The sequence below is a fragment of the Paenibacillus sp. FSL R10-2748 genome (genome assembly GCF_038005565.1).
Classification (GTDB): domain Bacteria; phylum Bacillota; class Bacilli; order Paenibacillales; family Paenibacillaceae; genus Paenibacillus; species Paenibacillus polymyxa_B.
Window position 1 is genome coordinate 59,336 of the sequence record NZ_JBBOTK010000012.1, and the last position, 22,891, is coordinate 82,226.

Genomic DNA, 22,891 nt, shown 5'->3' on the forward strand with positions numbered 1-22,891 from the left:
GAATCCTGATCGACAGGTAAGAAGCCTTCTGCTTACGCGACTCGATCAGGATTCGCTTTATTATGTGCACTCCTGTGATGGGAAGTGCGATGATTCCATAGCGCCATGCTGATGGCTTCCATACGGAGTATAAATATCTGCTCGCTATGCAATCACCGCACGGTTCAAATCATTAAATCAACTTCATACGTAAGGATGGTACTTCAATATGAAGAATAAAGGCATTTGCTACCTATCCGCTTTTTTAGCAGTGTTGTTTCTCTCGAACCTGTTCATTGCTTCGGCATGGGCAACAGACAGCATAACACCTGATTCATTGGAAAAAACAGTGGACAATATTATGAGTACAGAATTGGAAAAATTGCATATTCCGGGGGCAGCAGTCGTCGTGACCCAGGAAAACCAAATCCTTTTTAGTAAAGGCTATGGATATGCAGATATGGAGCGGAAAGTGGCATTCGATCCAGCAAAGACCATTGTTCGTGTCGGATCTCTAACCAAATCATTTAGTGCAAGCGCCACGATGCAGCTGGTTGAGCAAAATAAGCTTGATTTGAATGAAGACGTGAACAGCTATCTCCACAGCTATAAAGCTACGCAATACCAAAATCAGCCTTTCAATTTGCATCAGCTTTTGACACATACCTCGGGATTAGATGAAGCGCTGTACGACATTAACAGCTCGACTCGGGCAGGCGTTTTGCCCACAGAGCAGTATCTCAGCACGTATTTTCAAAATCAGCCTCCCATCCGCAAACCTGGAATTCAGTATGATTACAGCAATGTCGCCTACGGTCTGATCGGTAATATCGTGGAGCAAGTAAGCGGTCAGGGACTGAATGATTACCTCCGTACACATCTGTTCCAGCCGATGAATATGCCCAGCGCGACACTGGAATTGCCGTTAAATCATCCTGCACTGGCCCAGTCGTATCAGTGGAAGGATGGAGCGTATTTGAAACAGCCTTTGTCGTATATCAATCTGCCGGGAGCAGGAGCGTTGAACGTCACACCCAACGAGTTTTCCCATTATCTGATCACTCATTTAAACCAAGGCAAGTATGAGGGCAAAGTGGTGCTCCAGCCACATACGGTAAAAGTGATGCATGCGCAGCAATTTGCAGTCGATGCACGCCTGGATGGCGTGGGCTACGGATTTTTTCGGGGTCATTTGGAGACGGGAGTACCTATGCTGTGGGCTACCGGGGAAATTGATGATTTTATTTCTGAGATGGTATTGATTCCGTCCCAAAAGATTGGTATTTTTGTGATCATTAATTCAGCTGACACGGACACCCTGCTTCATGGAAAAGTCATCAATGCGATAGCCCAAATGCTGCCCTCAGAGCCGCAGGCCGTTTCGCAGTCACTAGCTCGCTCTTCCACACAAGTGAAACTTTCGCCAGAGATCGAGGGCGTATATCAGGTGGATTCTAATCCTGTTCATGGTTGGGGAAAATGGATTCGGATACTGGGAAGCATTACATACACCGTGCGAATTCAAGATGATCATACGTTAATTGTTAAAGGAAAACACCCAAATGAGAATGAAGCAACAGACAAAGTGTTTCAAGCAGCAGGTGATGGATTGTTTGTGGAAAAGGGGGGCCAGCTTAAAATTTTGCTATACCAGGAAAACGGTACTTGGATGATGGTTGCCCCAGATAGTAAGACCATGAAGCAGACGACACTTTGGCACCGTACCTGGACTCTACTTGTCAGCTACGCTGCCGCCTCCTTATTTTTCATCACAACCTTGCTGATTTGGATCGTAAGATATGTGATCAGAGATATCCGTAAAACGAATAATCACATTTCGTCCAACCTTGCATTCATTGCGTCACTAAATTCGATTTTTCTCGGGGTGCAGGTCATCTATGGTAACAATCAGATAGTGTATGGCTATTCCGCCTGGTATATCTGGGGAATTTGCACGTTACCGCTCATTTCAGCTCTCATTGCCGTATGGGTACTGATCGTGAATGGCGCAAAGCTGATTACAGGGGAAAGGAGACCCCGGGCTGCTGGGAAAATCCTATTTGCGGTACTCACATTGCTGCATACGGTGTATCTCTTTTATTGGAATTTACTTCCTATTCATTATTCCTAAAGATTTACAAAACAATGCATATTCGAACATAAATGAATGCTAAAATTTGTATCTGATGCCCCCCAGAGGGGCTTTAAACCAACAAACAGGAGGAGAATAATGGGAATCTTTCGTCGCTTTACATCCCGTAGCTTCAAATACGCAACTGCTATGGTTTTCACTTTATCGTTGTACGCTGGTGTTGCGGGCAGCATACAACCGGTACGGGCAGAAGGTCCGGCGGACCCAGCCCCCTTCATTGCTGCGAAAGTGGTCAATGAGAACGCTGGTAGAAAAGTGCTGTTTGATAATACACATGGACAGACAGCTGGCGCAGCAGATTGGGTGATTGATGGTGGATTTTCAGACTTCGGCCAAGCCCTCGCGAGCAATGGCTATGATGTACACGAGCTTCGCCAATCTACGCCTATTACTTACAATGATCTAAAGAATTATGATGTATTTGTTACGGCAGAGCCAAATATTCCTTTTAAACAGAGCGAACAGGCTGCAATGGAGCAGTATGTAAAAGCAGGCAATAGTATTTTTTTCATTGGAGATCATTATAACGCGGACCGCAACAAGAATCGCTGGGACGGATCGGAGAGCATTAATGGCTACCGTCGTGGTGCATGGGAAGACCCTGCGAAGGGAATGAGTGCAGAAGAAAAAAGCTCAGCAGCGATGCAGGGCGTAGTCAGCTCAGATTGGCTGGGCAGCCAGTTTGGTGTGCGCTTTCGCTACAATGCATTAGGCGATATCACGGCCAATCAGATTGTCGAGCCAGCGCAGGCGTTTGGCATTACAGCTGGAGTGAGTAATGTGGCAATGCATGCAGGATCAACACTCGCGATTATCGACCCAGCGAAAGCCAAGGGAATCGTATATCTTCCTAAAACCAATCAGGCTTGGGGCAACGCGGTAGATCAGGGCGTTTATAACGGAGGCGGAATTCCAGAAGGACCTTATGCAGCTGTATCGAAAGTAGGACTAGGCAAAGCTGCTTTCATTGGGGACTCGTCTCCTGTCGAAGATGCAACGCCAAAATATTTGCGCGAAGAGACAGGAACCAAGAAGACAACGTATGACGGCTTTAAGGAGCAGGATGACGCTGTGTTATTGGTCAATATCGTAGACTGGTTGTCCAACAAGGAGGAGTATACCAGCCTGACGGAAGTGAAAAGCTTACAGCTGGACCAGCCGACGGCATTACTGCCTTTTGAAGAGCCACAGGCTTCCACGGAACCACAAGCCGAGCCTTGGTCCGCTCCCGCAGCCGGCTACAAATGGTGGGATCAGCAAACATTCAAGGCAGGGTCCTATGGCGGATCTACAGCCAGTGCGCAACCAGTGTACAGCATCGTTCGTCAAGAGCAGCTGCCCAATGCACAGCCTTTTCAAATTCGAGTTACTGCCGACCAACTGGCTCCTAACAGCACGATTAGCGGATTTAGCACAGGTATTTATGTAGCGGGCGGCAATCAAGTAGCCCAGATTCAAAATCCGGATGGAAGCTGGCCAACCTCTTACGGCTATAGCGGAACATTTAGTTTGGAGTCCAACGGCAAAGGGCATGCCTATAAGGACTTGACGGTGCGGATCAAGCCGGGAACCAGTGGTTCAGCTAATCTTAGACTGAGGCAAAACGGCAGCAATCTGCTGACCCAATCCGTCGTGCTGGCTGATGTCCCGGCCCAGCCGTTGCCTGAGGAAGGCAATACGGTTCCAGCTCGTATCAGTGTCGCAGAAGCACGGAGTCTCCCGGCTGGCAAAGTCGTGACCTTAGAGGGTATTGTGACGACAGAACCAGGTGCATTCGGTGGTCAAGCCTTTTACATGCAGGATGAAAGTGGCGGTATTTATGTATATCAGAACCAAAGCGGCTTTCATCAAGGGGATCGAGTAAAGCTTACAGCAAGCTTGGCACTGTATAATAGTGAGCTAGAGTTAACCGATCCAGTGGCAATTGAAAAAACGGGAGAAGGACAACTTCCGGAAGCTGTACAAATCATCGAACTCAGTGATGCGAACCAAGGACAGTTGGTTGAGCTTCCTACGGCAATGATTCGTAATGTGATAGACGCGACTCCCGCAGGTTCGTTTGAATTTGATGCAGTATCTGGTGAAGGAAGTCACCATGTGCGCGTCGATGCACGTACAGGCTTAACACGGACATCTTTTCCATATCAAGAAGGACAGCAAGTGAAGCTGAAGGGAATTTCGGCGATTTTCAAAGGGAATTATCAGTTGAAACCGCGTGGACTGGATGATTTTTCAGCTCAGGCAGGCGCAGCTTTGCAGGAAGTAGAGCTTTCAATGGATCAAACGACCCTCAACATTGGGGATACGGCAGCGACACATCTCAAGGGTACGCTGACAGATGGCAGCGAAGCTGATTTAAGCCGCGCTTCTGTTCAGTATATCAGCAGTCATGAATCCGTTTCACTGGATACTTATGGAGAACTTAAGGCCCTAAAAGAGGGGAGCGCGGAGATTACAGCCAGCGTCACCTTGGACGGTCAAACAGTGGTATCCAATCCTGTAGCCGTTAGAGTCAAAAAGACTGCTGTAGGTGAAGTGCCGGGAAAACCTGTGCTGTCGCATGATAACGGGCAGGACACTGGACTGAAGGATGGCAACTACAACATCACCATGAATCTGTGGTGGGGTACGAATGGTGATGAACTCAAGTTGTATGAAAACGACAAGCTGATTGGCACCGAATCATTGCAAGCTGCTTCCCCTGGAGCACAGCATGCAGTCATTCCTGTTACAGGCAAGACCAATGGTACCTACACGTATACTGTAGAACTGATCAACGCTTCTGGTAAAACGACCAGCGACCCGTTAACTGTTGAAGTGACCGATGCTTCGCCTGGTATTCCAGTGCTGTCTCATGACAATTGGGACGGTGACGGCACCTACACCCTTACAATGAACATGTGGTGGGGCACGAATGCGACAAAATACAACTTATATGAAAATGGAGAACTGATCGACGCCCAGGATCTTCCAAGCCAAAGCCCGCAGGCCCAAAGTGCAGTCACCAACATCCAAAATCAAAAGCCGGGTACATACGAGTATCGGGCCGAGTTAGTCAATGCTTCAGGAGAAGTTTCTAGTCAAACGATAAGTGTAGAAGTAAAGGGCCATTAAGTAGAAAGGATGGTCCGTTAAAAAGTAAGAGCATCTATTGACCTCGTGAGAGTCTATAGATGCTCTATTTTATTTTTACGATATGTCTGCCACTATGGTGTTCTGTCGAGCTGTATTTATATAAGAGAGAAGCATGAAAAAAGTACCCGCAGCGGGTACTATCATTTTAGGATTGTGTTGGTTGAGCAGACAGTCCCTCTATATCTGAGGAGCCATAGAAGAACAAGGCAACTAGTATCACAATAATGACAACCTCTGCAAAATATTCTCCATCAAACTCACTCACCACAAGTATCTCCTTTCGCCACTTGTTAATTGTTTACTTTCTGTGAAAAGGCCTGTATTACTTGATCAAGTGTCATATTTCCATTATCATTTAAAAATTTTACCATATTATCGACATTGGAAGGAGTAGATGCTAATGTTTTGTATTTTCCAGTGAGGCCTAAAAATAATGTTGCTTGTCTGTATAAAGTCACGGAATCGACGTTTAGTTTTCCCGTTAGTAGGAGGGCTGCCACTAAGACCTCCACATTTTTCCCTTGAAGAGCAGAAAAGATAGCCGAATTACTGTTTAATCCATTTTTCTTTTGACCGTTGGGGGGGGATTTGGATTTACGATTCCCATTCCCATTACCATTCTTTCCTAAGGAAGCCATTGAATCTTCCTCCCGCCATATACTGCTCCTGCCTGGTTTTCACAAAATTCGGGACAAGGACAGCGGCACTGCATGTGCTCATCAATATACGTTATGATCATACGATATGCGAATAAGAGAGCATTGGTTACTATAAGAATCACCCTGGCTGAAGGTAGTTGGCTACTATTATCAGTAATTTATTTCGCATGTTGGTCCGATTTAGAGTAAACTACAATAAAGCAAGCCAAATGAGCAATTTGCATACATCCCAAGAGCGTTTCCAATCAGCAATGTTTAGACCGAAACGGTTTAGTTCGTTTATTGTATTTTTGAGCGTTGAATTGGAATTAAGCAAATGCTGAAATAGGAGTTGTAGATAAAATATGTCGAATGAAGAAGTATTGTTAACTAAAGAGGGATTGGCCAAGCTAGAGGATGAGCTTAAGGAACTGAAGACCGTAAAACGTAAGGAGCTAGCCGAACGGCTTAAGTTGGCTATCAGCTACGGTGATTTGAAGGAAAATAGTGAGTATCACTCAGCCAAGGACGACCAAGCATTTATGGAAACCCGCATTCTCATATTGGAGAAGATGCTGACCAAAGCCCGGGTCGTGGACGAGAGTAATTTAGACCTTAGAACCGTTAGTATCGGATCGACTGTCATTCTGAATGACATCGAATTTTCGGAGAAGATGGAATACAAAATTGTAAGTCCTGCTGAGGCGGATGTTCTGGATAACAAAATTTCCTATGAGAGTCCTTTAGGCAAGGCACTTTTGGGGAAAGAAGTGGGCAGTATCATTCATGTGGATGCACCCATGGCTGTAATCAAATATGAGTTGCTTGAAATTAAGCTCACATAGTTCATTCCCGATTCCCTTATATGAGGGGGCCGGGATTTTTTTATTTCTCGCTACTTACATACCGTCCATGTGGAGCACAGTTGCACTCCACATACTGGACAGGATTTTCTTTACTCCGCTATAGCGCACTAAGTTAGTCCGTCATCAGGAAGCCTGCTTGCTCCAGTGCAGCGCAGGCATCGTTAATTTTATCTTCATCCGAGGCATTCAAGGTATGCAGGTGGATGCCTCCCGTCAGCTGGGACAAATAAGTGGCCTGGGTGGAACTGATTTTACGGATAAAATCGTCCACTTCCTTGCGAGTTCCAACCCGTATCGGAGCAGTTAGATCCCCGTATACCGGATGCTCAACAATAACATCCTGCACACTTACACCGTAGTCCACAATCAGCTTTAGTTCCTCTTCTGTCTGTTCAGGTCGATGTTTACACACAATAATACGTGAGGCTAAGGGGGCTGTCTGACCCGCAGGCTCCATATAAATGTATCCTTGACTCGTTGCAAGGATAGGCTCTTGGCTTGCTTTTAACAGGGAAATATCCTGTACAATTACTTGTCTGGAAACGGAGGATCTGCGTGCCAGTTCGCTCCCGGTCAGCGGTGATTCGCTCTTCAGCCACAACAGCAGCTGCTCGCGGCGATCCGTACCTGACCGCTTTAAAGATTCAGTCAACGGGATAAGCTCCTTTCTTGTCGATGCGTCAGGTCTGTCAAAATATCTACCAGTACATTCAATTCCTCGATGGTGGTTGCCCTTCCGAAAGAAATACGGATAAATTGTAATGCTTCACGGTCGGATGCTCCAAGCGCTTGTAAGGCAGGCGAAGGATCGTGGTGTCCGGCGGCACATGCGCTTCCGGTTGATATACAGACACCTCTGCGATTACATTCCAGCATAACATATTGTCCCTCGTAACCGTGAAAAAAACATCCAACTATATGATGAAGCACTGCTTTATTCTCGCTTTCCTGTACGACCCAACGTAACGGAATGGATCTTTCCTGAATTTTCCTAATAAAGTGTCTTCTCAGGGTAGCATATCGCTCCTGATGCGACTCCATCTGTTCGGTCATCATTTCTGCCGCCGCGACAAAGGCTGCAATCCCGGGAACATTAACCGTTCCAGGACGAAATCCGTTTTCGTGTAGCGTATCAGGGTACACGGGACGCCACGGGGTTCCGGGTTTGAGATATGCAGCACCGACACCTTTGGGGCCATACACTTTATGGCTCGATACAGAGAGTGCATCTACTCCCATGGCTTCTACATCTAAGAGAATATTCCCAAATGTCTGTACCGCATCACTGTGCAGCAAAATACCCCGTTCGTGTAGCAGGGGAGATATGGCAGCAAGGTCCTGAACCAGTCCCGTTTCCGAATTGGCGTGTTGTACAGATACAAGTCCGGTGTTTTCTCTCAGGTGAGGTAAAAGAGCTTCGCGAGTCATTCGTCCTTCCCGATCCGGTTGCACAATGGTCAGTTCATAGCCCTGCCGTTCCAGCAAAGTAGCAAGGTTGTACATCGAGTGATGTTCCAAAGCGCTCATGATCCAATGCTTTTTATGCGGCGGCAACCCGCTCAGGATCGATTGCACAATCAACATATTAGATTCTGTTCCCCCGGTTGTAAAATAGATGCCTTCCTTTTGCCCGCCAATTATATTCGCCATCCGTTGCCTGCTGTAATCCAGCGCGTAAGTTGCTTGACCGCCCGCATCATGGAGGCTGCTGGCATTTCCGAACATTTCCTTATTTAATACGTTATACATATTTAGAGCTTCGTCACACATAGGTGTGGAAGCGGCATAGTCCAGATAAATCACAGCAATTCCTCCCTGCTCAAAAATAATTCCATTCAAAAACTCTTGAGATTATTGTAGGCATGTGTAAATATAAGTGTCAAGACACTTGTAAATATGTGTGTACACAAAGCGGTTATCTGTTCGTGAGAGCGGGAACGATCAGCCGTATCGATATGGAGGGATTCTAATGTCTATGCTTAACGTTTTACAAGGAAATCGAGGGCTTATACCAGAGCATTATAAGACACTGACGGTTGCTGACATGGAGCAGCGAGTGGCCGAGCTGAAACAAAAATGGGGACCCAAGCTGCTTATACCAGGCCATCACTATCAGAAGGACGAGGTTATTCAGTTTGCTGATATAACAGGAGATTCTCTACAGCTTGCTCAAATGGCTGCACAAAATCAGGAAGCGGAGTTTATTGTATTTTGTGGGGTACATTTTATGGCGGAGACAGCGGATATGCTGACTACTGATCGACAGACTGTTGTCCTGCCGGATATGCGTGCAGGCTGCTCGATGGCAGATATGGCGAATGTGGAGCAGACAGAACGAGCATGGAAGCATTTACAGGAATGGGTAGGAGATACGATCATACCGTTAACGTATGTAAATTCCACAGCAGAGATCAAAGCCTTTGTAGGACGACATGGCGGGGCTACCGTGACCTCTTCGAATGCCAAACAAGTGCTGGAGTGGGCGCTGAAGCAAAAGGAACGTATTTTGTTTTTGCCGGATCAGCATTTAGGTCGCAATACAGCTTACGATCTTGGGATTCCGCTAAATGAAATGGCCGTGTGGAATCCAATGACCGATCAGCTTGAGACTGAACAGGACCCGGCAACTGTAAAAATTATTTTATGGAAAGGGCACTGTTCAGTACATGAAAAATTCACGGTAGATCATATTCGCAATGTCCGCGAGCGTGATAAGAACATCCGGGTCATCGTGCACCCCGAATGCTCTTATGAGGTCGTACAGCTCGCAGATTGCGCGGGCTCCACAAAATTCATCATCGATACCATTCGCGCGGCAGAGCCGGGAACCCAATGGGCTGTTGGCACAGAAATGAATCTCGTGCAACGAATCAAACAGCAGTACCCTGAACAGCAGATTGAATCGCTCAATCCCGATATGTGTCCCTGTCTGACCATGAACCGGATCGATCTTCCCCATTTGCTGTGGGCAATGGAGCAGTTTGATCGGGGTGAGCCTGTGGGTGTGATTCGTGTGGATGCTCAGATCAGACAGGATGCTGTACTAGCATTGAATCGTATGCTTGCTATCCGTTAACCTTTTGCTGTTCCAGCGAGAATGCTGCTTAAAATCTTTGGTCTTATTTTAAAGAAGCAGGGAGCTTGACGCCAAGCAGACGGTTTCCGCTTTGAATAAATATCATTCCACCGGATTTGAGCGTTGGACCGAAGGAGCGTGAGCCTGTGTTGACAGCAAACACGGGCTTTAAGCTCATCAAATCATAGCCATGAAATACGCCATCTGATTGCCCGACATAGACTCCTTTACCGAATACGTCAGCTTGAACGGTCGGATTATCGCCGTCGTAATGAATGAATTGACCTGAGGACAGCTTCATAGCAGTCAGTCTGGATGTACTAAAATCTTGGTAGAACATGCGACCTTCATGAATAGACAATAAAGGAACAAGTTGATCATAGCCATTTTGCGCCCACTTGCGAGCAGGTTTGCTATCTGGTTTATAGTTCCAGAAGTCATAGGAAGCTAGTATCTTTCCCTGAAAGACATAAAGGTCTTTACCGTACAAAAAAGCAGAACCGTATATGCCTCCAGATTGGAAAGTGCCATCTTTATTTTCAGCCTCAGTCCATCGGTACTGACGATCTCCTTTGGATTCACCTGTCTTGAGGTCGTACTGTGCTATCGTAACTTTTCGATTTACCGGGTCATCATCAATCATAAACGTATTGGCAACAGAGTAGACAATCCCGTCTTTAACGGCCAGTGGAAAAGAACTTCTGAAGCTGTCCCAAAGCTTTTTGCCGGTTTTAGCGTCATAGGCATTAATCTGTTCAAAGGTCAGGCTGCCCTGTACATTATAGTTGCGGATAAGCACACCGTCAGTTTCCATTATTTCGCCCAAACCACTGTATGAGTTCTTATCCTCACTGATTTTCCACTTCACCTTGCCACTGACAGCATCAATGGCAGCCGTTTGCACCGATTGCATAATATATATAGTTGGACCAATGCGCTGAATACCATATGCTTCAGTAAATCCAAGCGGAGTGGACCACACTTTCTTGCCAGCTTCTGTAACGGCATAGATAGAACCGCTTCGTGTCATTCCGTAGATGATACCTTTGTTGTACGTTAAAACAGGGGTAAGTTGATCACCATATTGCCACAATTTCCGACCCGAACTGGCCTCAAGGGCAACCAGTCTATGGTTCGAGTCAACCGCGAATACCTTACCGTTTTCCGCTATTGCTACCGCCTGATCTGGATATCGGTTTCTATCGATTGGGATAACGGGAAAAGACCAGGAAGGTTTGATCACAGGTGCCTGGATTGTGGTGCTATAAGCGGCGTTACTCATGGAGACTGCAGATTGCTCTGCACTTGCCTTTTCAGTGAATCCATCGCTGATTAAGGGCAGCCCAATGCTGGCTAACGCCAATCCTGTAAACAATGTGCTGTGTATCGTTTTTCTCATACGCGCTGGCTCCTTTAATGGTTAATAGGGGAGTAAGGCTTTATAGAAAGTCACCTTTGATTAGACTGTAAATAAACCCAAAAGTTTCATGTTGTATTTACATTTTGGTTGTTTTGAGCATAAATACTTAAATTCAGTTGCTTGTGTCCAACCTGTATCTCTAATTAAAGATTAGTCGCTTGTCCGGTTTTCGTGCTATAATTGTAGCAACAAACCGAAGGAGGTGAATCCCTTGTTTGAGCTCCAGGACCTACTCCCTTATTTATTTACAATCGGCTTGCTGTGCACAGTGACTTATGCATATCTCGCTCATTTGCACGGCAATGTACCCGAATGCTGGGTCGAAGGCGGGCCCGTAAGGTCGCATGCTTCTCCACAGATGCCGATGTCTGCCCGTGGACAGGACATGCCTGTCCGGCTGGCCCGACATATCCGGCGTAAGGAAGCGCCGGATGAAGATGCATCCGATTGTTCTCCCTCGTTGAACGATGGCACAGCCAATCAACGAGGAGGAACATATGAAACGATTCAAGGGATTCACCTTTTGGGGTAAAAAAGAACGGATATTAGGATTAATGGTAGCGTTGGCGGTGGTTATGCTGCTGTCTGGTTGTGGTGCGAATGCTGCGGAGATAAATGCACAGACACCCGGATTTTTTAATCATTACGTGGTGTTCCCGCTTTCTTGGCTTATTCAGCAATTGGCGCAATGGTTTGGTGGAAGCTTTGGGCTGGCGATTATGACTTTGACATTCATTGTCCGGCTGGCCTTACTGCCTCTTATGATGCGTCAAACGCGTGCCCAGCAGGGGATGAAGCGTAAGATGAGCGCCATGCAGCCCGACTTGGACCGAATTAAGAAGAAGTATGAAAACAAGAAAGATACCACCAGCCAGCAGAGTATGCAGCAGGAAATGATGTCGCTTTATAAAGAGCATCAATTCAATCCGCTTAATATCGGTTGTCTGCCTATTCTCATTCAGCTCCCGATCTTGAGCGGTATGTACACTGCAATCCGCTTAACCCCGGAGCTGGCGTCTCACTCCTTCCTATGGTTCCGGCTCGGACAGCCGGACTGGATTTTGGCAATCGTCGTCGCAGTTGTATACTTGGCACAGGCCAAGCTTTCTCAGCTTCAGATGACGCCTGACCAGCGCAAGCAATTTGCGATCATGGGCTATCTTTCACCGATTATGATGGCGGTCTTTTCCTTTAATGCCCCTTCTGCCATGCCATTATATTGGACAGTAAGCGGCACCTTTTTGCTGCTTCAGTCGCTGTGGTTCCGCAGACGCTATCCAATAGAGGAAGCAGAGAGTAAGGTTAAACTTGGAGAAGTCACACCAACCTAAATAGAAGATGATATTTGTTTAACTTAAGATTTGCGCTTGTAGTATGCCACGTGTAATCATAGGATGTCATTCGAGCCGTTTATAAGGCTTAGAATGGCGTCCTTTTTTGATGCTGCTTTTTCGCTACATTCCGCTTGTGATTTTGTAGTCAATATGAAATCCTTATATTATAAAATGATTCTTAAAGTTGGGAGAGGCTATATGAGAACTCCAACCACGTCCATAGAATGGTATGATCATCAAATAAAGGAGGACGGATGCTATTGCATGAGAAGCGTGCAAAAAGCACCCGGTTATATACCAACAGGGATGCCTCATGGGCGCCTGATCCCACCTTTTCTAAAAAATGGGTTTCGACATGTGGAGGATGCACCTAGTCTTTGAATGAAATGATAACAGAAAAATGGGTAAAGTAAGATATATACGAAAGCTAATGCTGGACTTTGTTTTATCACGCAATGAATGTTATGGAGGAACTATAGAAAATGAAGAAAACACCAACAAAGCTGCCCATTTCCTTAGCACTGCTCACATGTATAGTATGTGCGCTCGGTTTTGGCTTAATCGCATTATGGGTGAGCGACCATCAAATACGGTATTTTGACCAGAAAATTATTACGGCTATTCGACAGCTGGAGTCGCCCGCCATGACCCGTCTAATGAAATTTTTCACCATGATCGGCAGCGGGATTCCAGTTGTGATCATCATTTTAATTGCCATGTTCGTGCTTTATAGAGTATTGGGACACCGCAGAGAACTGCTTTTTTTGGCGGCTGCTGTGTTGGGATCGGTAATGCTGAATACGATACTGAAATTGCTTTTTCAGCGTGCGAGACCGGAGATTAACCGTATTATTGAAGAGAATGGATACAGCTTTCCGAGCGGACATTCCATGACAGCTTTCAGCATGTACGCTGCGCTGACATTTTTAATGTGGAAGCATGTTCCTTCTAGGCTGGGGCGTATCCTTCTTATTGTGCTCAGCAGTCTGCTGATTGTAGCAATCGGAACGAGCCGCATTTATTTGGGCGTACATTATCCGAGCGACGTTGTGGGTGGCTATTTTATGAGTGGCTGCTGGATGGCGGCTTGTATTTGGTTTTATCAGCGGTACGAAGAACGACGAATGCTGCCACTTCGCTCCAAATCGACAGCATAATAGGTAGCATAAATAAATGAAGCATATAAAAAAGCAGACGCTTTAGCGTCTGCTTTTCATTTGGACAGAGGAAGTGTGTTCAGTCATCTTAGTTCTGGCCTGTTCACCAGGATTGAGCCCCAGCTTCTGCTCCCATTTTCCATAAAATATAATAGCCGCCTGCATGAAGATGCCAGGAAGCTTCCGGCTTCGAATGAATTGATGAACGCCGACGGCACAACCTGCACCAATAAGCGCACCTGCCAAAATATCCGAGGGATAATGCACTCCGGTCCACACGCGGGATACTGCGATGAGTACAGCCAAGATAACCCAGAGAACACGGAATTTTTGATGATGAAGCCATAAAATGGAAGCCAGAGCAAACGCTCCAAGTGCATGGTTACTTGGGAATGAAGCATTAGGATCATGGTGAACAAGCTGAATGACTGAATGTCCGACAAAAGGTCGATCTCTGTAAAACAAATGTCCAAGGCCCCAACTAATTACAAAACCGATACAAACCGTTATAACGGCTTCTAAAACCATCATCCGATGCGGCATTTTAAAAGTGAACCAGTAAATCAGCATAGCCACTCCGAATAAATACGGTGCATATTGCGCCAAGAAACGCATGGTTCCATTTAAAAAGGCGAGGGAATTAGCCAGTTCATTGATCCAGTGAAATAAAGCATAGTCTACATTAATTAACATGAATAAATTACTCCTTAACATCAAAAAATTGAATAACAAAGTTATATTATAGAGCGACTACACGGATAAAAGCTTAAAATCAAATAAAAAATGAATGTCATTTCCGTTACTCATTTGTTTTTTCTATAGAAAATAGGTGGTTTTGCGATGGAAAAGTCGGTGCTGGTCATTGATGATGAAGAGAAGATATCCAGATTGCTTCAGTTGGAGTTATCCCATGAAGGATATGCAGTTGAAATCGCACAGACGGGCAGAGAAGGATTGGAAAAAGCTCTAGCACGTACATGGGATATCATCATTTTGGATGTAATGCTGCCGGAGATGAACGGGGTCGAGGTACTGAAGCAGATTCGAAAAGTGGACAATCATACACCAGTAATTATGGTCACTGCACGTAACACGACTCCTGATAAGGTTTCAGGTCTGGATGAAGGTGCCAATGATTACATTACGAAGCCTTTTGAGATCGAGGAGTTATTAGCGCGGATGCGGGCCAGTATGAGGCATCAAATGGAGCCAGCAGCTACCGCTTTACAAGAAGAGGACAAGTCGCCGTCTAGGCTCCAAGTGGATAGTTTGGTGTTGGAACGCAAAACCAGGTCAGTAGTGCGGGAAGGAAACCGAATCGAACTGACGCCAAAAGAATATGATCTGCTTCTTTATCTGATGGAGCACAAAAATCAGGTATTGCAGCGGGATCAAATGATTCAGGACGTGTGGGGATTTGATTTTGTCGGTGATACGAATGTCGTAGATGTGTATATCCGGTATGTTCGCAAAAAAATTGATCATGGATACAAAAAGAAATTGATAAAAACCGTGCGCGGTGTTGGGTACTTCATCCGGGAGGAAGACTAGTGAAGCTTCGGACCAAAATCACCCTGCTCAGTTCTATTTTAGTGATGTCGATACTCCTGTTTGTGGATGTTACAGTTCACCTATTGTTCGTCAAAATCGCTACGCGAAATGAAAGAGAAGTGCTGCAAAATAAGTGGACTGAAATCATTGCCGAAACCGGACCCACGATGATTCTGAAGAATGCATGGGGCCCCAAACTGAAAGATGAGCTTTCTGGAGATACCATTTTGAGGGTATTTGATCAGCAATCCCGACTTTTGTATGAAGTAAGTCGCCAGTCCCGCTTTAAGCTGGGCGATATACGTTTTAACACTTCTCAAAGCTCTCAACTGACAGATGTACAGGGTCATAAAATTCTGGTTATCCATCTGCCTGTGCTTTCTCTGGAGGGCAATCAGAAGGGGACGCTGGAAATCGTGGAAAAATGGGATGCACTCGAAACCAATCTCGATATTTTAAATACGATTCTCATCACATCGACTGTAGGGGCTATGTTGCTAAGCTTGGTAGGAAGCACGATTTTGGCGAATGCCATATTGCTGCCGATTTCCAGTAGTATTCAAACGATGCAGGAAATTGAAAGAAGCTTGAAATTTAAAAAAATCCCCGCTGGCAGTCATAATCAAGATGAATTGTCCCAAATGACCGCCACTTTTAACCGAATGATGGAGAGATTAGAAGAAAGCTTTCAGAGCCAGCAGCAGTTTGTTTCAGATGCCTCACATGAGCTGAACACCACTCTTATGATTATTGAGGGCTATGCCAACATGCTGCGGCGGTGGGGCACGCGTGACGAGGACATTCGTAAGGAATCCATTGAATCGATCTATGAAGAAACTCAGCGAATGCGTACGATGACACAGCAGTTGCTGACTCTTGCCTCCTCACAGCAGAAAGATCCTGAGCCGCATGAGCGGATAGAAATGATCGGTTGTTGTCAACAGGTGGTAGCGCATCTCAAGCCTGTACATGATCGTCAAATTTCTATTTTAACAGAAGAGAACGAAATTTGGCTGGATGCCAATCTGACAAAAATAAAGCAGTTGCTAGTGATCCTGCTGGATAATGCATTAAAATACAGCTCGGATGAGATCGAAATAGGGTTATCTACAGATGAAAAGGATGTCTATATCCAGGTTAAGGATTATGGGATCGGAATACCTGAGGGCGAGATCAAGCGGGTCTTTGAACGATTTTATCGGGTAGATAGCTCCAGGCATCGTAAAACCGGAGGAACGGGGCTGGGGTTGCCAATTGCCAAGGCAATTACAGATGCCCATCAGGGTACGATACGCATGGAGAGCGTAGAAGGAGAAGGAACGGTAGTCATCGTCACGCTGCCCCAAAGACAACAGGAAAGGCTGTCCCTCCAGTAGATATATCTACTAGCGGGACAGCCCTTTTTATCATCTAAAATTTATTCTAAAGGACACGACGTGCTGTTGTGTAATTGCGACTCCACCATCCGGAATTTAGATCTGTAACCGTTACGCCGCCTTTACCATACGTATGCAGAATTTTGCCGTTCCCCATGTAAATGGCTACATGATGAATTGGTGCATAGAAAAAGACCAAATCGCCTTTTTTCAGCTGACTACGCGGTACAAAAGTGCCAACAGTTGATTGCTGTCTAGACGAACGTGGTAGCTTAATGCCATTTTGTGCAAATACATATTGAGTGAATGAAGAGCAGTCAAAAGAGCTTGTATTGCCAGCTGGGGCTCCATGCTCATAACGCACGCCCATAAACTGGGAGCCTTTAGAAATAATCCGATCAGCTTTACTTACCGAAGCAGCATGAGTGGTGGCTGGTCCAACGACGAAGCTCCCTGCGCTCAATGCCAAAGTCATAGTAAAGCAAATACCCATCCACAATTTTTTAGAAGTATGTTTCATATATAAATTCCTCCGTTATTCGTATTGTGTTGATGTCCTGAAATGACAATAACACAAATAAAATATCCGGAATTTACCACTCATGGTTACAAACCTGTTACCCCAACGCTTTGTCGTCATTTATTAGAAAACGATGAGAATTATCTCCTTAATTTTGGCTTGACAAATTGTATAGACCCCACTTATAGATAGGCTCGTATGACAAAAAGCGACTTGCAGACGATTGGCACAAGCAATCACGCAAAATATACATACCTATATACTACAATTTATAACTTGTACGGGAGTATGCTCTGATTCCCGTTGACATTGTAAGGATCACACCGATTTCCGGTCAGGAAGGGGAATTCGTATGGCTTCAAAGCAGAATAAAGCACTCAAAAAACGGCGTCTAACCATTGTTCAGGTCATTTCCAACTATCCAGATGCACAGCCGGTACCCTCCAACAAGGGCGGAACGGAAAAGGTCGTGCATGAATTAACTGAGGAATTGGTGAGACGAGGGCATCATGTATCTCTTTTTGCCGCTCTTGGGAGCAGGAGCAGTGCGCGGTTGATTACCTATCCCAAGGGTTTGAAACATAGTCAGATCCCCCAATATGTACTCCGGCATATGCCTTCCGACACACATATCATTCATGATCATACCTTTCGTTCTGCTGTAGGGCGTAGGAAGCTGCCTTGTCCATCAGTATGCACCGTTCATCTTCCAGTGAAGAGACACGGTAAAAACCCGGTATATGTCAGTAAACGAGCACGTCAGCTGATGGGCAGGGGCAAAGGATTTTATATCTATAACGGCATTAACACACATGAATACGAGTTCAGCAGTGAGAAGCGTGGCTACTTGCTGTTCATGGGCAGAATTATACGAAATAAAGGTGTATTGCAGGCCATTCAGGTTGCAGAACGAACAGGAAAAAAACTGCTTATTGCAGGTCCTATCAAAGCTCCAGAATTTTTCCGCAAAGAGATTCAGAAACGAATTCAGCGTAATCCGAATATACGCTATGTGGGGGCAGTTGGAGGCGATCAGAAACAGAAATTGCTGAAACATGCAGAGTGTCTGTTGTTTCCGACACTGTGGGAAGAGCCATTTGGACTCGTTATGGTTGAGGCCATGGCTTGTGGAACACCAGTGCTGGCATTAAAAAACGGCTCCGTTCCCGAGGTGCTCTCTGGCTTTCCACAGTTGATTTGCAAATCGGTTAGCCAAATGGCACGAAAAGCACAGCAAAAAAACTACCCGTCACCAGCGAAGCTGCGTTTGTATGTGACTCAAAGATTTACCAACAAACAGATGACCAGTAACTACTTAAGACTATACCGTGAAATCATCCGTCGGAGAGAACAAAAGAGAGGACAACGACAGCCTACACGGAGGTGAGGGGAATGCAGGTTAAACGGTATATGCTCGGAAAGGGCTCTTGGGCAACTCCTTATTATATAGCCACAGGGGCACAGAAAGGTCCGTGTGTGATGGTGGTGGCGGGAATACATGGTAAAGAAATAGCAAGCATACGAGCTGCTGAGAAACTGGTAAAGCTTTTGAATCAGCAAAAACTGCGATTTAGCCAGGGTAAGCTTATAATTGTACCGATTGTAAATCAAGAGGCTTACCGCAAACGGATTAGAGGAATACCTGATCTTAATCGAACCTTTCCGCGCAAAAAAAAGCAGCTGGCAACACAACCACTTTCCGCTGCTCTATTCAAATTAACACAAAAGCATCAACCTGAATGGTATCTCGACTTGCATGAGGCTAACGGATTGTCACAAAAGGATGCCAAGGTGCTTGGTCAAACGCTAATCACCAACAAAGCCAATCCGGTGGTTCCTGCGGTTCGCCGGATTATTAAGCGAATGAATCGCTCCATCCAGATGAGCGACCGACATTTCAACATTCGGCTGCATGAGCTCCCAGGTTCCTCCCGCACTGCTGCAGCCCGCATTTTAGGTGCACGCGCGGTTACCGTGGAAACGGGTTGGAGCCTGCCCAAGAAAGTACGCATACACTATCAGTTAGAGATCGTCCGGCATTTTTTAAAAGAAGCCGGAATAGTCAAAGGCAACGAGGTATATTTATCTGCCAAGGTTAGAACTATTATCTCAAGAAAATATGGCATCACAAAATAAAATCGCTTCTGGAGCAAGGATTTTTTCACCTTGCTCAGGAGCGATTTATTATGTGCGACCTCCGTTCAGAATCCGTAGCGTGCTATGTTATATCTGAGGATTTTGCAAAAAATCCAATAAGCGACTTCCAATGAACAATATATAGATCGAAATGCTCTAGTTCGTATATATATTGCACTTTGGAGCGACTGGAATCGAATTTTGCAAAATCTGATCTATGTGTTGTCAGGCCTCGGATTTATAGAAGGCATTCACCAAGCTGTTCCCCAGACGTACCTCAATCAGCTCCAGTGGTGTATCCAGATCGGCACGGATCGTGTGATACGTATCAACCGGAATGCTAAATACAGAACCGCTTGCGGCAGCAAAACGTTCTCCGTTCAGCATGACCTCTCCACGACCGGACACAATCGTCCATACTTTAAGTCCACTGCCGTGAATACGGCCATTCAAGCGGTGATCTGGCAGTACCGTCAGCCGTATGGCCAGTATATCGTTCAGACTCCGATGATCAAACTCGTCCAGCACCCGGTAACTGCCCCAAGAGGTTTCACCATGCATGGGGTGAAGTTGAAGTTTACCTAGCTGCTCCTTGATTACGTGGGCATGGCTCTTGGACGCAATGAGAATGCCGTCGGGACTCGCAGCAGCAATAATATCTTCCACGCCAATGACATGAATTGGATAGGGCAGCTCATTGACGATGTGCGTACCAAGAGTCTGACCACTAATCTGTCCACGCCCGATCACTTGGCTGCTTAGCTGCTCTGTTAGGGCCTGCCAGTTGCCGATGTCGTGCCATTCGCCATCGTAGGGCAGGACGATGGCATGTTCGGCACGCTCTGCAATCTCCTCATCAAAACTGCGAACCGGGAGGCTATCATACATTGCGCATAATGCTTTATCGTTCAGCGGCAAATAACTTCGCTCCATACAGGACAGCATATACCGCAATGTAAAAGCGTAAACACCACAGTTCCACAGCGCGCCCTGATGAATAAGCTGTTGTGCCCCGGAGAGATCCGGCTTTTCTGTGAAGCGGGCAACTTGCGCATAAGAAGTTTTCCCTTCCCGTATCATTTGCAGACCCGGAACGACATAGCCGTATTGGTCGGAGGGATGAGTAGGCCTTGTCCCAAGCATAGCCAGATCGGCTCCGCTCTCAAGCAATAAGCCGGAGAGCGCTGCTATGCTATGGAAGAAATCCTCCCCTGCATACATGTCCGCTGGAGCAATGCAGAGAACTTCATCCAGCCCCGTGCCTCTGGTGTGAAAATAAGCAGCCGCCAGTGCAGCTGCGGTGAAGGTTCCCCGTTTGGCAGGCTCGCCTAGAACGGGCAGACGACCTTCTGTATGGCGAAAGGCTAGATTTACCTGACTCCGATGAGCCAGAAGCAGGGCTGAGGAATCCAGCCCGGCTAAGGTGAGCTGACGGTACACCCGGCTGAGCATAGATTCCTTTCGCCCGTCAGGAGCGGACAACAACCGGAGAAACAGCTTCGACCGGATTTCGTTGGATAGTGGCCATAGCCGTTTTCCGGCACCACCGCATAACAATACGATGCGCACGGACGTTTCCTCCTTCAATGCAGATCCATTGTACTGCATCATTTTGCAGGATTTTAAGAACTATTTTAGCGATGATTCAATCTTTGTTTTTGGAGCAAGCTGGTACACCTTGCGTTGATGAAAAGATAAGGAGCGATAGCTCTTGGCCAAGACATCCAATTGTTTTTGCGACAGGGAAGAAGCCCGACTATGAAGCGCTTTATTCAATGACTTGCGCAAAATCATCCGAGAGGGCTGATTGCTGTATAAATAGTTGGCATACGTTTCATATTCGGAAAACCCAAACTGTTTTGTCCGGTCTATACTGTGGATAATTGCGTTGTACCAAGGTTTTCCATGTCGGGCCTCGATAACTTGCTTGAGCTGGGTAAGCCGCGCTTTTTCAAAAAGCATATAGTGAGTAACAAAGGACTTTGGTGAGGGCGCTTTAACGCCCATCAACTTGTGATAGGTGCGAAAATACTCAGGCTGGCTCCAGCTGCGGTAGTAAAAAATCGTTTTTCCGTCTTTACGGAACGTATGTGGACGAATCAAAATCGTGTCCGCGTCAATGACGAGAAAAAAAGAGGCTTTACTGATTTTGTCGCCATTCATTTTGAGCAATTGTTGATACAGCCAGCCTGAGCGGTCCCAGCGCGTTGTCCCGTAATGAATATGTTTTTTGGTGATGGGCAGCACCGTTTTTTCGTCTATAAATGTACATTTCTTGTTTACGCACAGACGGCGAATCCCGGTGCTTTGCGGTGAAACGATATAAATATTTCCAATTCGGTGCTGCACATGACGGCGCAGACTATCAATCACCAGCGGTAGTGTGGCAATATCTTTATCAATTGCGGGAATCAGAACATCGATTGTAAGGGAACCCTTCCGTGGCCCATCCGATTGCGCTGACATGTTATTCACTCCCTATATGTGCAAATATATGCTCCCAGCGTCTCACAATATCGTATGCTTGGACAGGCGCTTTCGACCGGGCAAGGTCAAACGTCCATTTCTATGCAGGACAGGGCTGATGAAGCTTCGAATGGGGAGTTAGCGCATACGATAGATTGATCTTTTTTAACAGGAGCGTTCTACCTGAGAGTAGAGAGGAGAGGGGCAAGTGAATTCTTCACAAGCGCAGGCGTTGCGCAGCAAATGGCATAAAACCCAATTGTTGCTCCAGCATGGCAGCATCAAACCTTATGTACCAGAAACTCGCAAATATAACAAAGCAAATTTGAAGTCAATGCTGGAGAAATACGGTATGGTCTATGTAAAACCCGAGCGAGGTACCTTTGGTAAAGGTGTAATGAGAGTAGAGCAGGAGGCCGGCCAGCGTTTCGCCTATCAATATGAGGAAACGCGTCATGAATTTAAACATTTGGATGCACTATATACCAACCTATCGAAACATACGGGGAAGAAAAGTTATCTCATTCAAAAGGGAATCCATTTACTACGCCATCAAATGCGTTATTTTGATATTCGGGTCATGGTGCAGCGGAATGAAAAAGGGCTATGGGAGTCTACCGGAATTATTGGACGTCTTGGTCATCCCCGTAAAATCGTGACTAACTATCATAGTGGTGGTAAGCCGATGGCCTTGGAGCAGTTACTAAAATCCCATTTATCGCAAAGCAAACAGGCGGAGCTGGTCAAGAAACTAAATGAACTGGGTCTTACCATCGCCAAACAACTGCAAAAAACATATCCGAATTTCCGGCAAATTGGTGTGGACATTGGACTGGATCATCGCTTTATCCCGTGGATCATTGAGGTGAATACGAAGCCGGACCCATATATTTTTAACCAATTAACAGATAAGTCCATGTACCGTAAAGTGTTAAGCTATTGGCGACTGGCTAATGAAAAAAGGAAAGTCTCCGTCCCAAGCAAAGATACAAATAAAGACAAGAATAAAGATAAGAGTAAAGATAAAAATAAGAATGTAATTAAAGATTCAAAAAAAGAAAAAATATCTTGACCAGTAGATTGCT

At 45.9% G+C, this 22,891-nt stretch carries 20 protein-coding genes; 12 read left to right on the forward strand and 8 right to left on the reverse strand.

The annotated features are described in order from the left end of the window. Positions 1-208 precede the first annotated feature (208 nt). Together NSS66_RS24660 and NSS66_RS24665 are read left to right on the forward strand one after the other, a co-directional pair. The gene (locus tag NSS66_RS24660) at positions 209-2,110 is read left to right on the forward strand and encodes a serine hydrolase domain-containing protein (protein ID WP_340960011.1); all 1,902 of its coding nucleotides are present in this window, start codon (positions 209-211) and stop codon (positions 2,108-2,110) included. Positions 2,111-2,209: 99 nt separating this feature from the next. Beyond that, on the forward strand, positions 2,210-5,245 hold the full coding sequence (locus NSS66_RS24665; protein ID WP_340960012.1) for a chitinase N-terminal domain-containing protein: 3,036 nt from the start codon (positions 2,210-2,212) through the stop codon (positions 5,243-5,245). 311 nt (positions 5,246-5,556) lie between these two features. Here NSS66_RS24665 and NSS66_RS24670 read toward each other — a convergent pair whose 3' ends face one another. Continuing rightward, positions 5,557-5,904: a hypothetical protein gene (locus tag NSS66_RS24670; RefSeq protein WP_023988452.1), complete on the reverse strand. Its 348-nt coding sequence runs from the start codon at positions 5,902-5,904 to the stop codon at positions 5,557-5,559. Between the two features lie 365 nt (positions 5,905-6,269). Here NSS66_RS24670 and greA point away from each other — a divergent pair, with 365 nt between their 5' ends. Then, complete coding sequence (gene greA / locus NSS66_RS24675) at positions 6,270-6,749, forward strand: transcription elongation factor GreA (protein ID WP_013310174.1); 480 nt, start codon at positions 6,270-6,272, stop codon at positions 6,747-6,749. A gap of 133 nt (positions 6,750-6,882) precedes the next feature. Here the strand turns inward: greA and NSS66_RS24680 are convergent, their stop codons facing one another. Both NSS66_RS24680 and NSS66_RS24685 read right to left on the reverse strand, forming a co-directional pair. Beyond that, positions 6,883-7,422, reverse strand: a complete 540-nt coding sequence (locus tag NSS66_RS24680) for a transcription repressor NadR (RefSeq protein WP_028541390.1) — start codon at positions 7,420-7,422, stop codon at positions 6,883-6,885. Continuing rightward, positions 7,419-8,573 carry an IscS subfamily cysteine desulfurase gene (locus tag NSS66_RS24685; protein WP_340960014.1) on the reverse strand — a complete coding sequence of 385 codons (1,155 nt, stop codon included), beginning with the start codon at positions 8,571-8,573 and terminating at the stop codon, positions 7,419-7,421. The genes NSS66_RS24680 and NSS66_RS24685 overlap by 4 nt, the downstream gene beginning before the upstream one ends. Before the next feature lie 166 nt (positions 8,574-8,739). Between NSS66_RS24685 and nadA the strand changes: the two genes are divergently transcribed. Next, entirely contained in the window at positions 8,740-9,846 is a 1,107-nt protein-coding gene (gene nadA / locus NSS66_RS24690; protein ID WP_340960016.1) for a quinolinate synthase NadA, read from the forward strand. Positions 9,847-9,889: 43 nt separating this feature from the next. On the opposite strand, the gene NSS66_RS24695 is transcribed toward nadA, so the two are convergent. Next, positions 9,890-11,245: an outer membrane protein assembly factor BamB family protein gene (locus tag NSS66_RS24695; protein ID WP_068938719.1), complete on the reverse strand. Its 1,356-nt coding sequence runs from the start codon at positions 11,243-11,245 to the stop codon at positions 9,890-9,892. Positions 11,246-11,468: 223 nt separating this feature from the next. Here NSS66_RS24695 and NSS66_RS24700 point away from each other — a divergent pair, with 223 nt between their 5' ends. From NSS66_RS24700 to NSS66_RS24710, 3 genes are all read left to right on the forward strand, one after another. Beyond that, positions 11,469-11,798, forward strand: coding sequence for a hypothetical protein (locus NSS66_RS24700; RefSeq protein WP_231118746.1), 330 nt, complete (start codon positions 11,469-11,471; stop codon positions 11,796-11,798). Further along, the gene (gene yidC, locus NSS66_RS24705) at positions 11,764-12,597 is read left to right on the forward strand and encodes a membrane protein insertase YidC (protein ID WP_023988458.1); all 834 of its coding nucleotides are present in this window, start codon (positions 11,764-11,766) and stop codon (positions 12,595-12,597) included. The genes NSS66_RS24700 and yidC overlap by 35 nt, the downstream gene beginning before the upstream one ends. A 485-nt stretch (positions 12,598-13,082) precedes the next feature. Further along, on the forward strand, positions 13,083-13,757 hold the full coding sequence (locus NSS66_RS24710; protein WP_340960019.1) for a phosphatase PAP2 family protein: 675 nt from the start codon (positions 13,083-13,085) through the stop codon (positions 13,755-13,757). Between the two features lie 42 nt (positions 13,758-13,799). Here NSS66_RS24710 and NSS66_RS24715 read toward each other — a convergent pair whose 3' ends face one another. After that, positions 13,800-14,450, reverse strand: a complete 651-nt coding sequence (locus NSS66_RS24715; RefSeq protein ID WP_340960021.1) for an undecaprenyl-diphosphatase — start codon at positions 14,448-14,450, stop codon at positions 13,800-13,802. Positions 14,451-14,597: 147 nt separating this feature from the next. Here NSS66_RS24715 and NSS66_RS24720 point away from each other — a divergent pair, with 147 nt between their 5' ends. Both NSS66_RS24720 and NSS66_RS24725 read left to right on the forward strand, forming a co-directional pair. After that, positions 14,598-15,308: a response regulator transcription factor gene (locus tag NSS66_RS24720; protein ID WP_340960022.1), complete on the forward strand. Its 711-nt coding sequence runs from the start codon at positions 14,598-14,600 to the stop codon at positions 15,306-15,308. Beyond that, on the forward strand, positions 15,308-16,684 hold the full coding sequence (locus NSS66_RS24725) for a sensor histidine kinase (protein WP_028541385.1): 1,377 nt from the start codon (positions 15,308-15,310) through the stop codon (positions 16,682-16,684). The genes NSS66_RS24720 and NSS66_RS24725 overlap by 1 nt, the downstream gene beginning before the upstream one ends. 46 nt (positions 16,685-16,730) lie before the next feature. On the opposite strand, the gene NSS66_RS24730 is transcribed toward NSS66_RS24725, so the two are convergent. Continuing rightward, the gene (locus NSS66_RS24730; RefSeq protein WP_023988464.1) at positions 16,731-17,204 is read right to left on the reverse strand and encodes a C40 family peptidase; all 474 of its coding nucleotides are present in this window, start codon (positions 17,202-17,204) and stop codon (positions 16,731-16,733) included. A gap of 352 nt (positions 17,205-17,556) precedes the next feature. Here NSS66_RS24730 and NSS66_RS24735 point away from each other — a divergent pair, with 352 nt between their 5' ends. Both NSS66_RS24735 and NSS66_RS24740 read left to right on the forward strand, forming a co-directional pair. Further along, positions 17,557-18,591 (forward strand): glycosyltransferase family 4 protein, encoded by a 1,035-nt coding sequence (locus NSS66_RS24735; protein ID WP_023988465.1) that lies wholly within the window; start codon positions 17,557-17,559, stop codon positions 18,589-18,591. Between the two features lie 5 nt (positions 18,592-18,596). After that, positions 18,597-19,340: a succinylglutamate desuccinylase/aspartoacylase family protein gene (locus tag NSS66_RS24740; RefSeq protein WP_023988466.1), complete on the forward strand. Its 744-nt coding sequence runs from the start codon at positions 18,597-18,599 to the stop codon at positions 19,338-19,340. Positions 19,341-19,565: 225 nt separating this feature from the next. On the opposite strand, the gene NSS66_RS24745 is transcribed toward NSS66_RS24740, so the two are convergent. After that, positions 19,566-20,909, reverse strand: a complete 1,344-nt coding sequence (locus tag NSS66_RS24745; RefSeq protein ID WP_023988467.1) for a sugar phosphate nucleotidyltransferase — start codon at positions 20,907-20,909, stop codon at positions 19,566-19,568. A 60-nt stretch (positions 20,910-20,969) separates the two neighbouring features. Beyond that, entirely contained in the window at positions 20,970-21,806 is an 837-nt protein-coding gene (locus NSS66_RS24750) for a DUF6492 family protein (RefSeq protein WP_076265378.1), read from the reverse strand. A 208-nt stretch (positions 21,807-22,014) separates the two neighbouring features. On the opposite strand from NSS66_RS24750, the gene NSS66_RS24755 reads away from it, so the two are divergent. Continuing rightward, complete coding sequence (locus NSS66_RS24755; RefSeq protein WP_340960024.1) at positions 22,015-22,878, forward strand: YheC/YheD family protein; 864 nt, start codon at positions 22,015-22,017, stop codon at positions 22,876-22,878. The last annotated feature ends 13 nt before the right edge of the window (positions 22,879-22,891 follow it).

Bases quoted from the DNA above. Each gene is read 5' to 3' on its own strand.
- NSS66_RS24740 (WP_023988466.1), top strand. From the start codon at position 18,597: ATGCAGGTTAAACGGTATATGCTCGGAAAGGGCTCTTGGGCAACTCCT.
- nadA (WP_340960016.1), top strand. From the start codon at position 8,740: ATGTCTATGCTTAACGTTTTACAAGGAAATCGAGGGCTTATACCAGAG.
- greA (WP_013310174.1), top strand. From the start codon at position 6,270: ATGTCGAATGAAGAAGTATTGTTAACTAAAGAGGGATTGGCCAAGCTA.
- NSS66_RS24695 (WP_068938719.1), bottom strand. From the start codon at position 11,245: ATGAGAAAAACGATACACAGCACATTGTTTACAGGATTGGCGTTAGCC.
- NSS66_RS24730 (WP_023988464.1), bottom strand. From the start codon at position 17,204: ATGAAACATACTTCTAAAAAATTGTGGATGGGTATTTGCTTTACTATG.
- NSS66_RS24720 (WP_340960022.1), top strand. From the start codon at position 14,598: ATGGAAAAGTCGGTGCTGGTCATTGATGATGAAGAGAAGATATCCAGA.
- NSS66_RS24750 (WP_076265378.1), bottom strand. From the start codon at position 21,806: ATGTCAGCGCAATCGGATGGGCCACGGAAGGGTTCCCTTACAATCGAT.
- NSS66_RS24660 (WP_340960011.1), top strand. From the start codon at position 209: ATGAAGAATAAAGGCATTTGCTACCTATCCGCTTTTTTAGCAGTGTTG.
- NSS66_RS24715 (WP_340960021.1), bottom strand. From the start codon at position 14,450: ATGTTAATTAATGTAGACTATGCTTTATTTCACTGGATCAATGAACTG.
- NSS66_RS24735 (WP_023988465.1), top strand. From the start codon at position 17,557: ATGGCTTCAAAGCAGAATAAAGCACTCAAAAAACGGCGTCTAACCATT.
- NSS66_RS24670 (WP_023988452.1), bottom strand. From the start codon at position 5,904: ATGGCTTCCTTAGGAAAGAATGGTAATGGGAATGGGAATCGTAAATCC.
- yidC (WP_023988458.1), top strand. From the start codon at position 11,764: ATGAAACGATTCAAGGGATTCACCTTTTGGGGTAAAAAAGAACGGATA.
- NSS66_RS24710 (WP_340960019.1), top strand. From the start codon at position 13,083: ATGAAGAAAACACCAACAAAGCTGCCCATTTCCTTAGCACTGCTCACA.
- NSS66_RS24665 (WP_340960012.1), top strand. From the start codon at position 2,210: ATGGGAATCTTTCGTCGCTTTACATCCCGTAGCTTCAAATACGCAACT.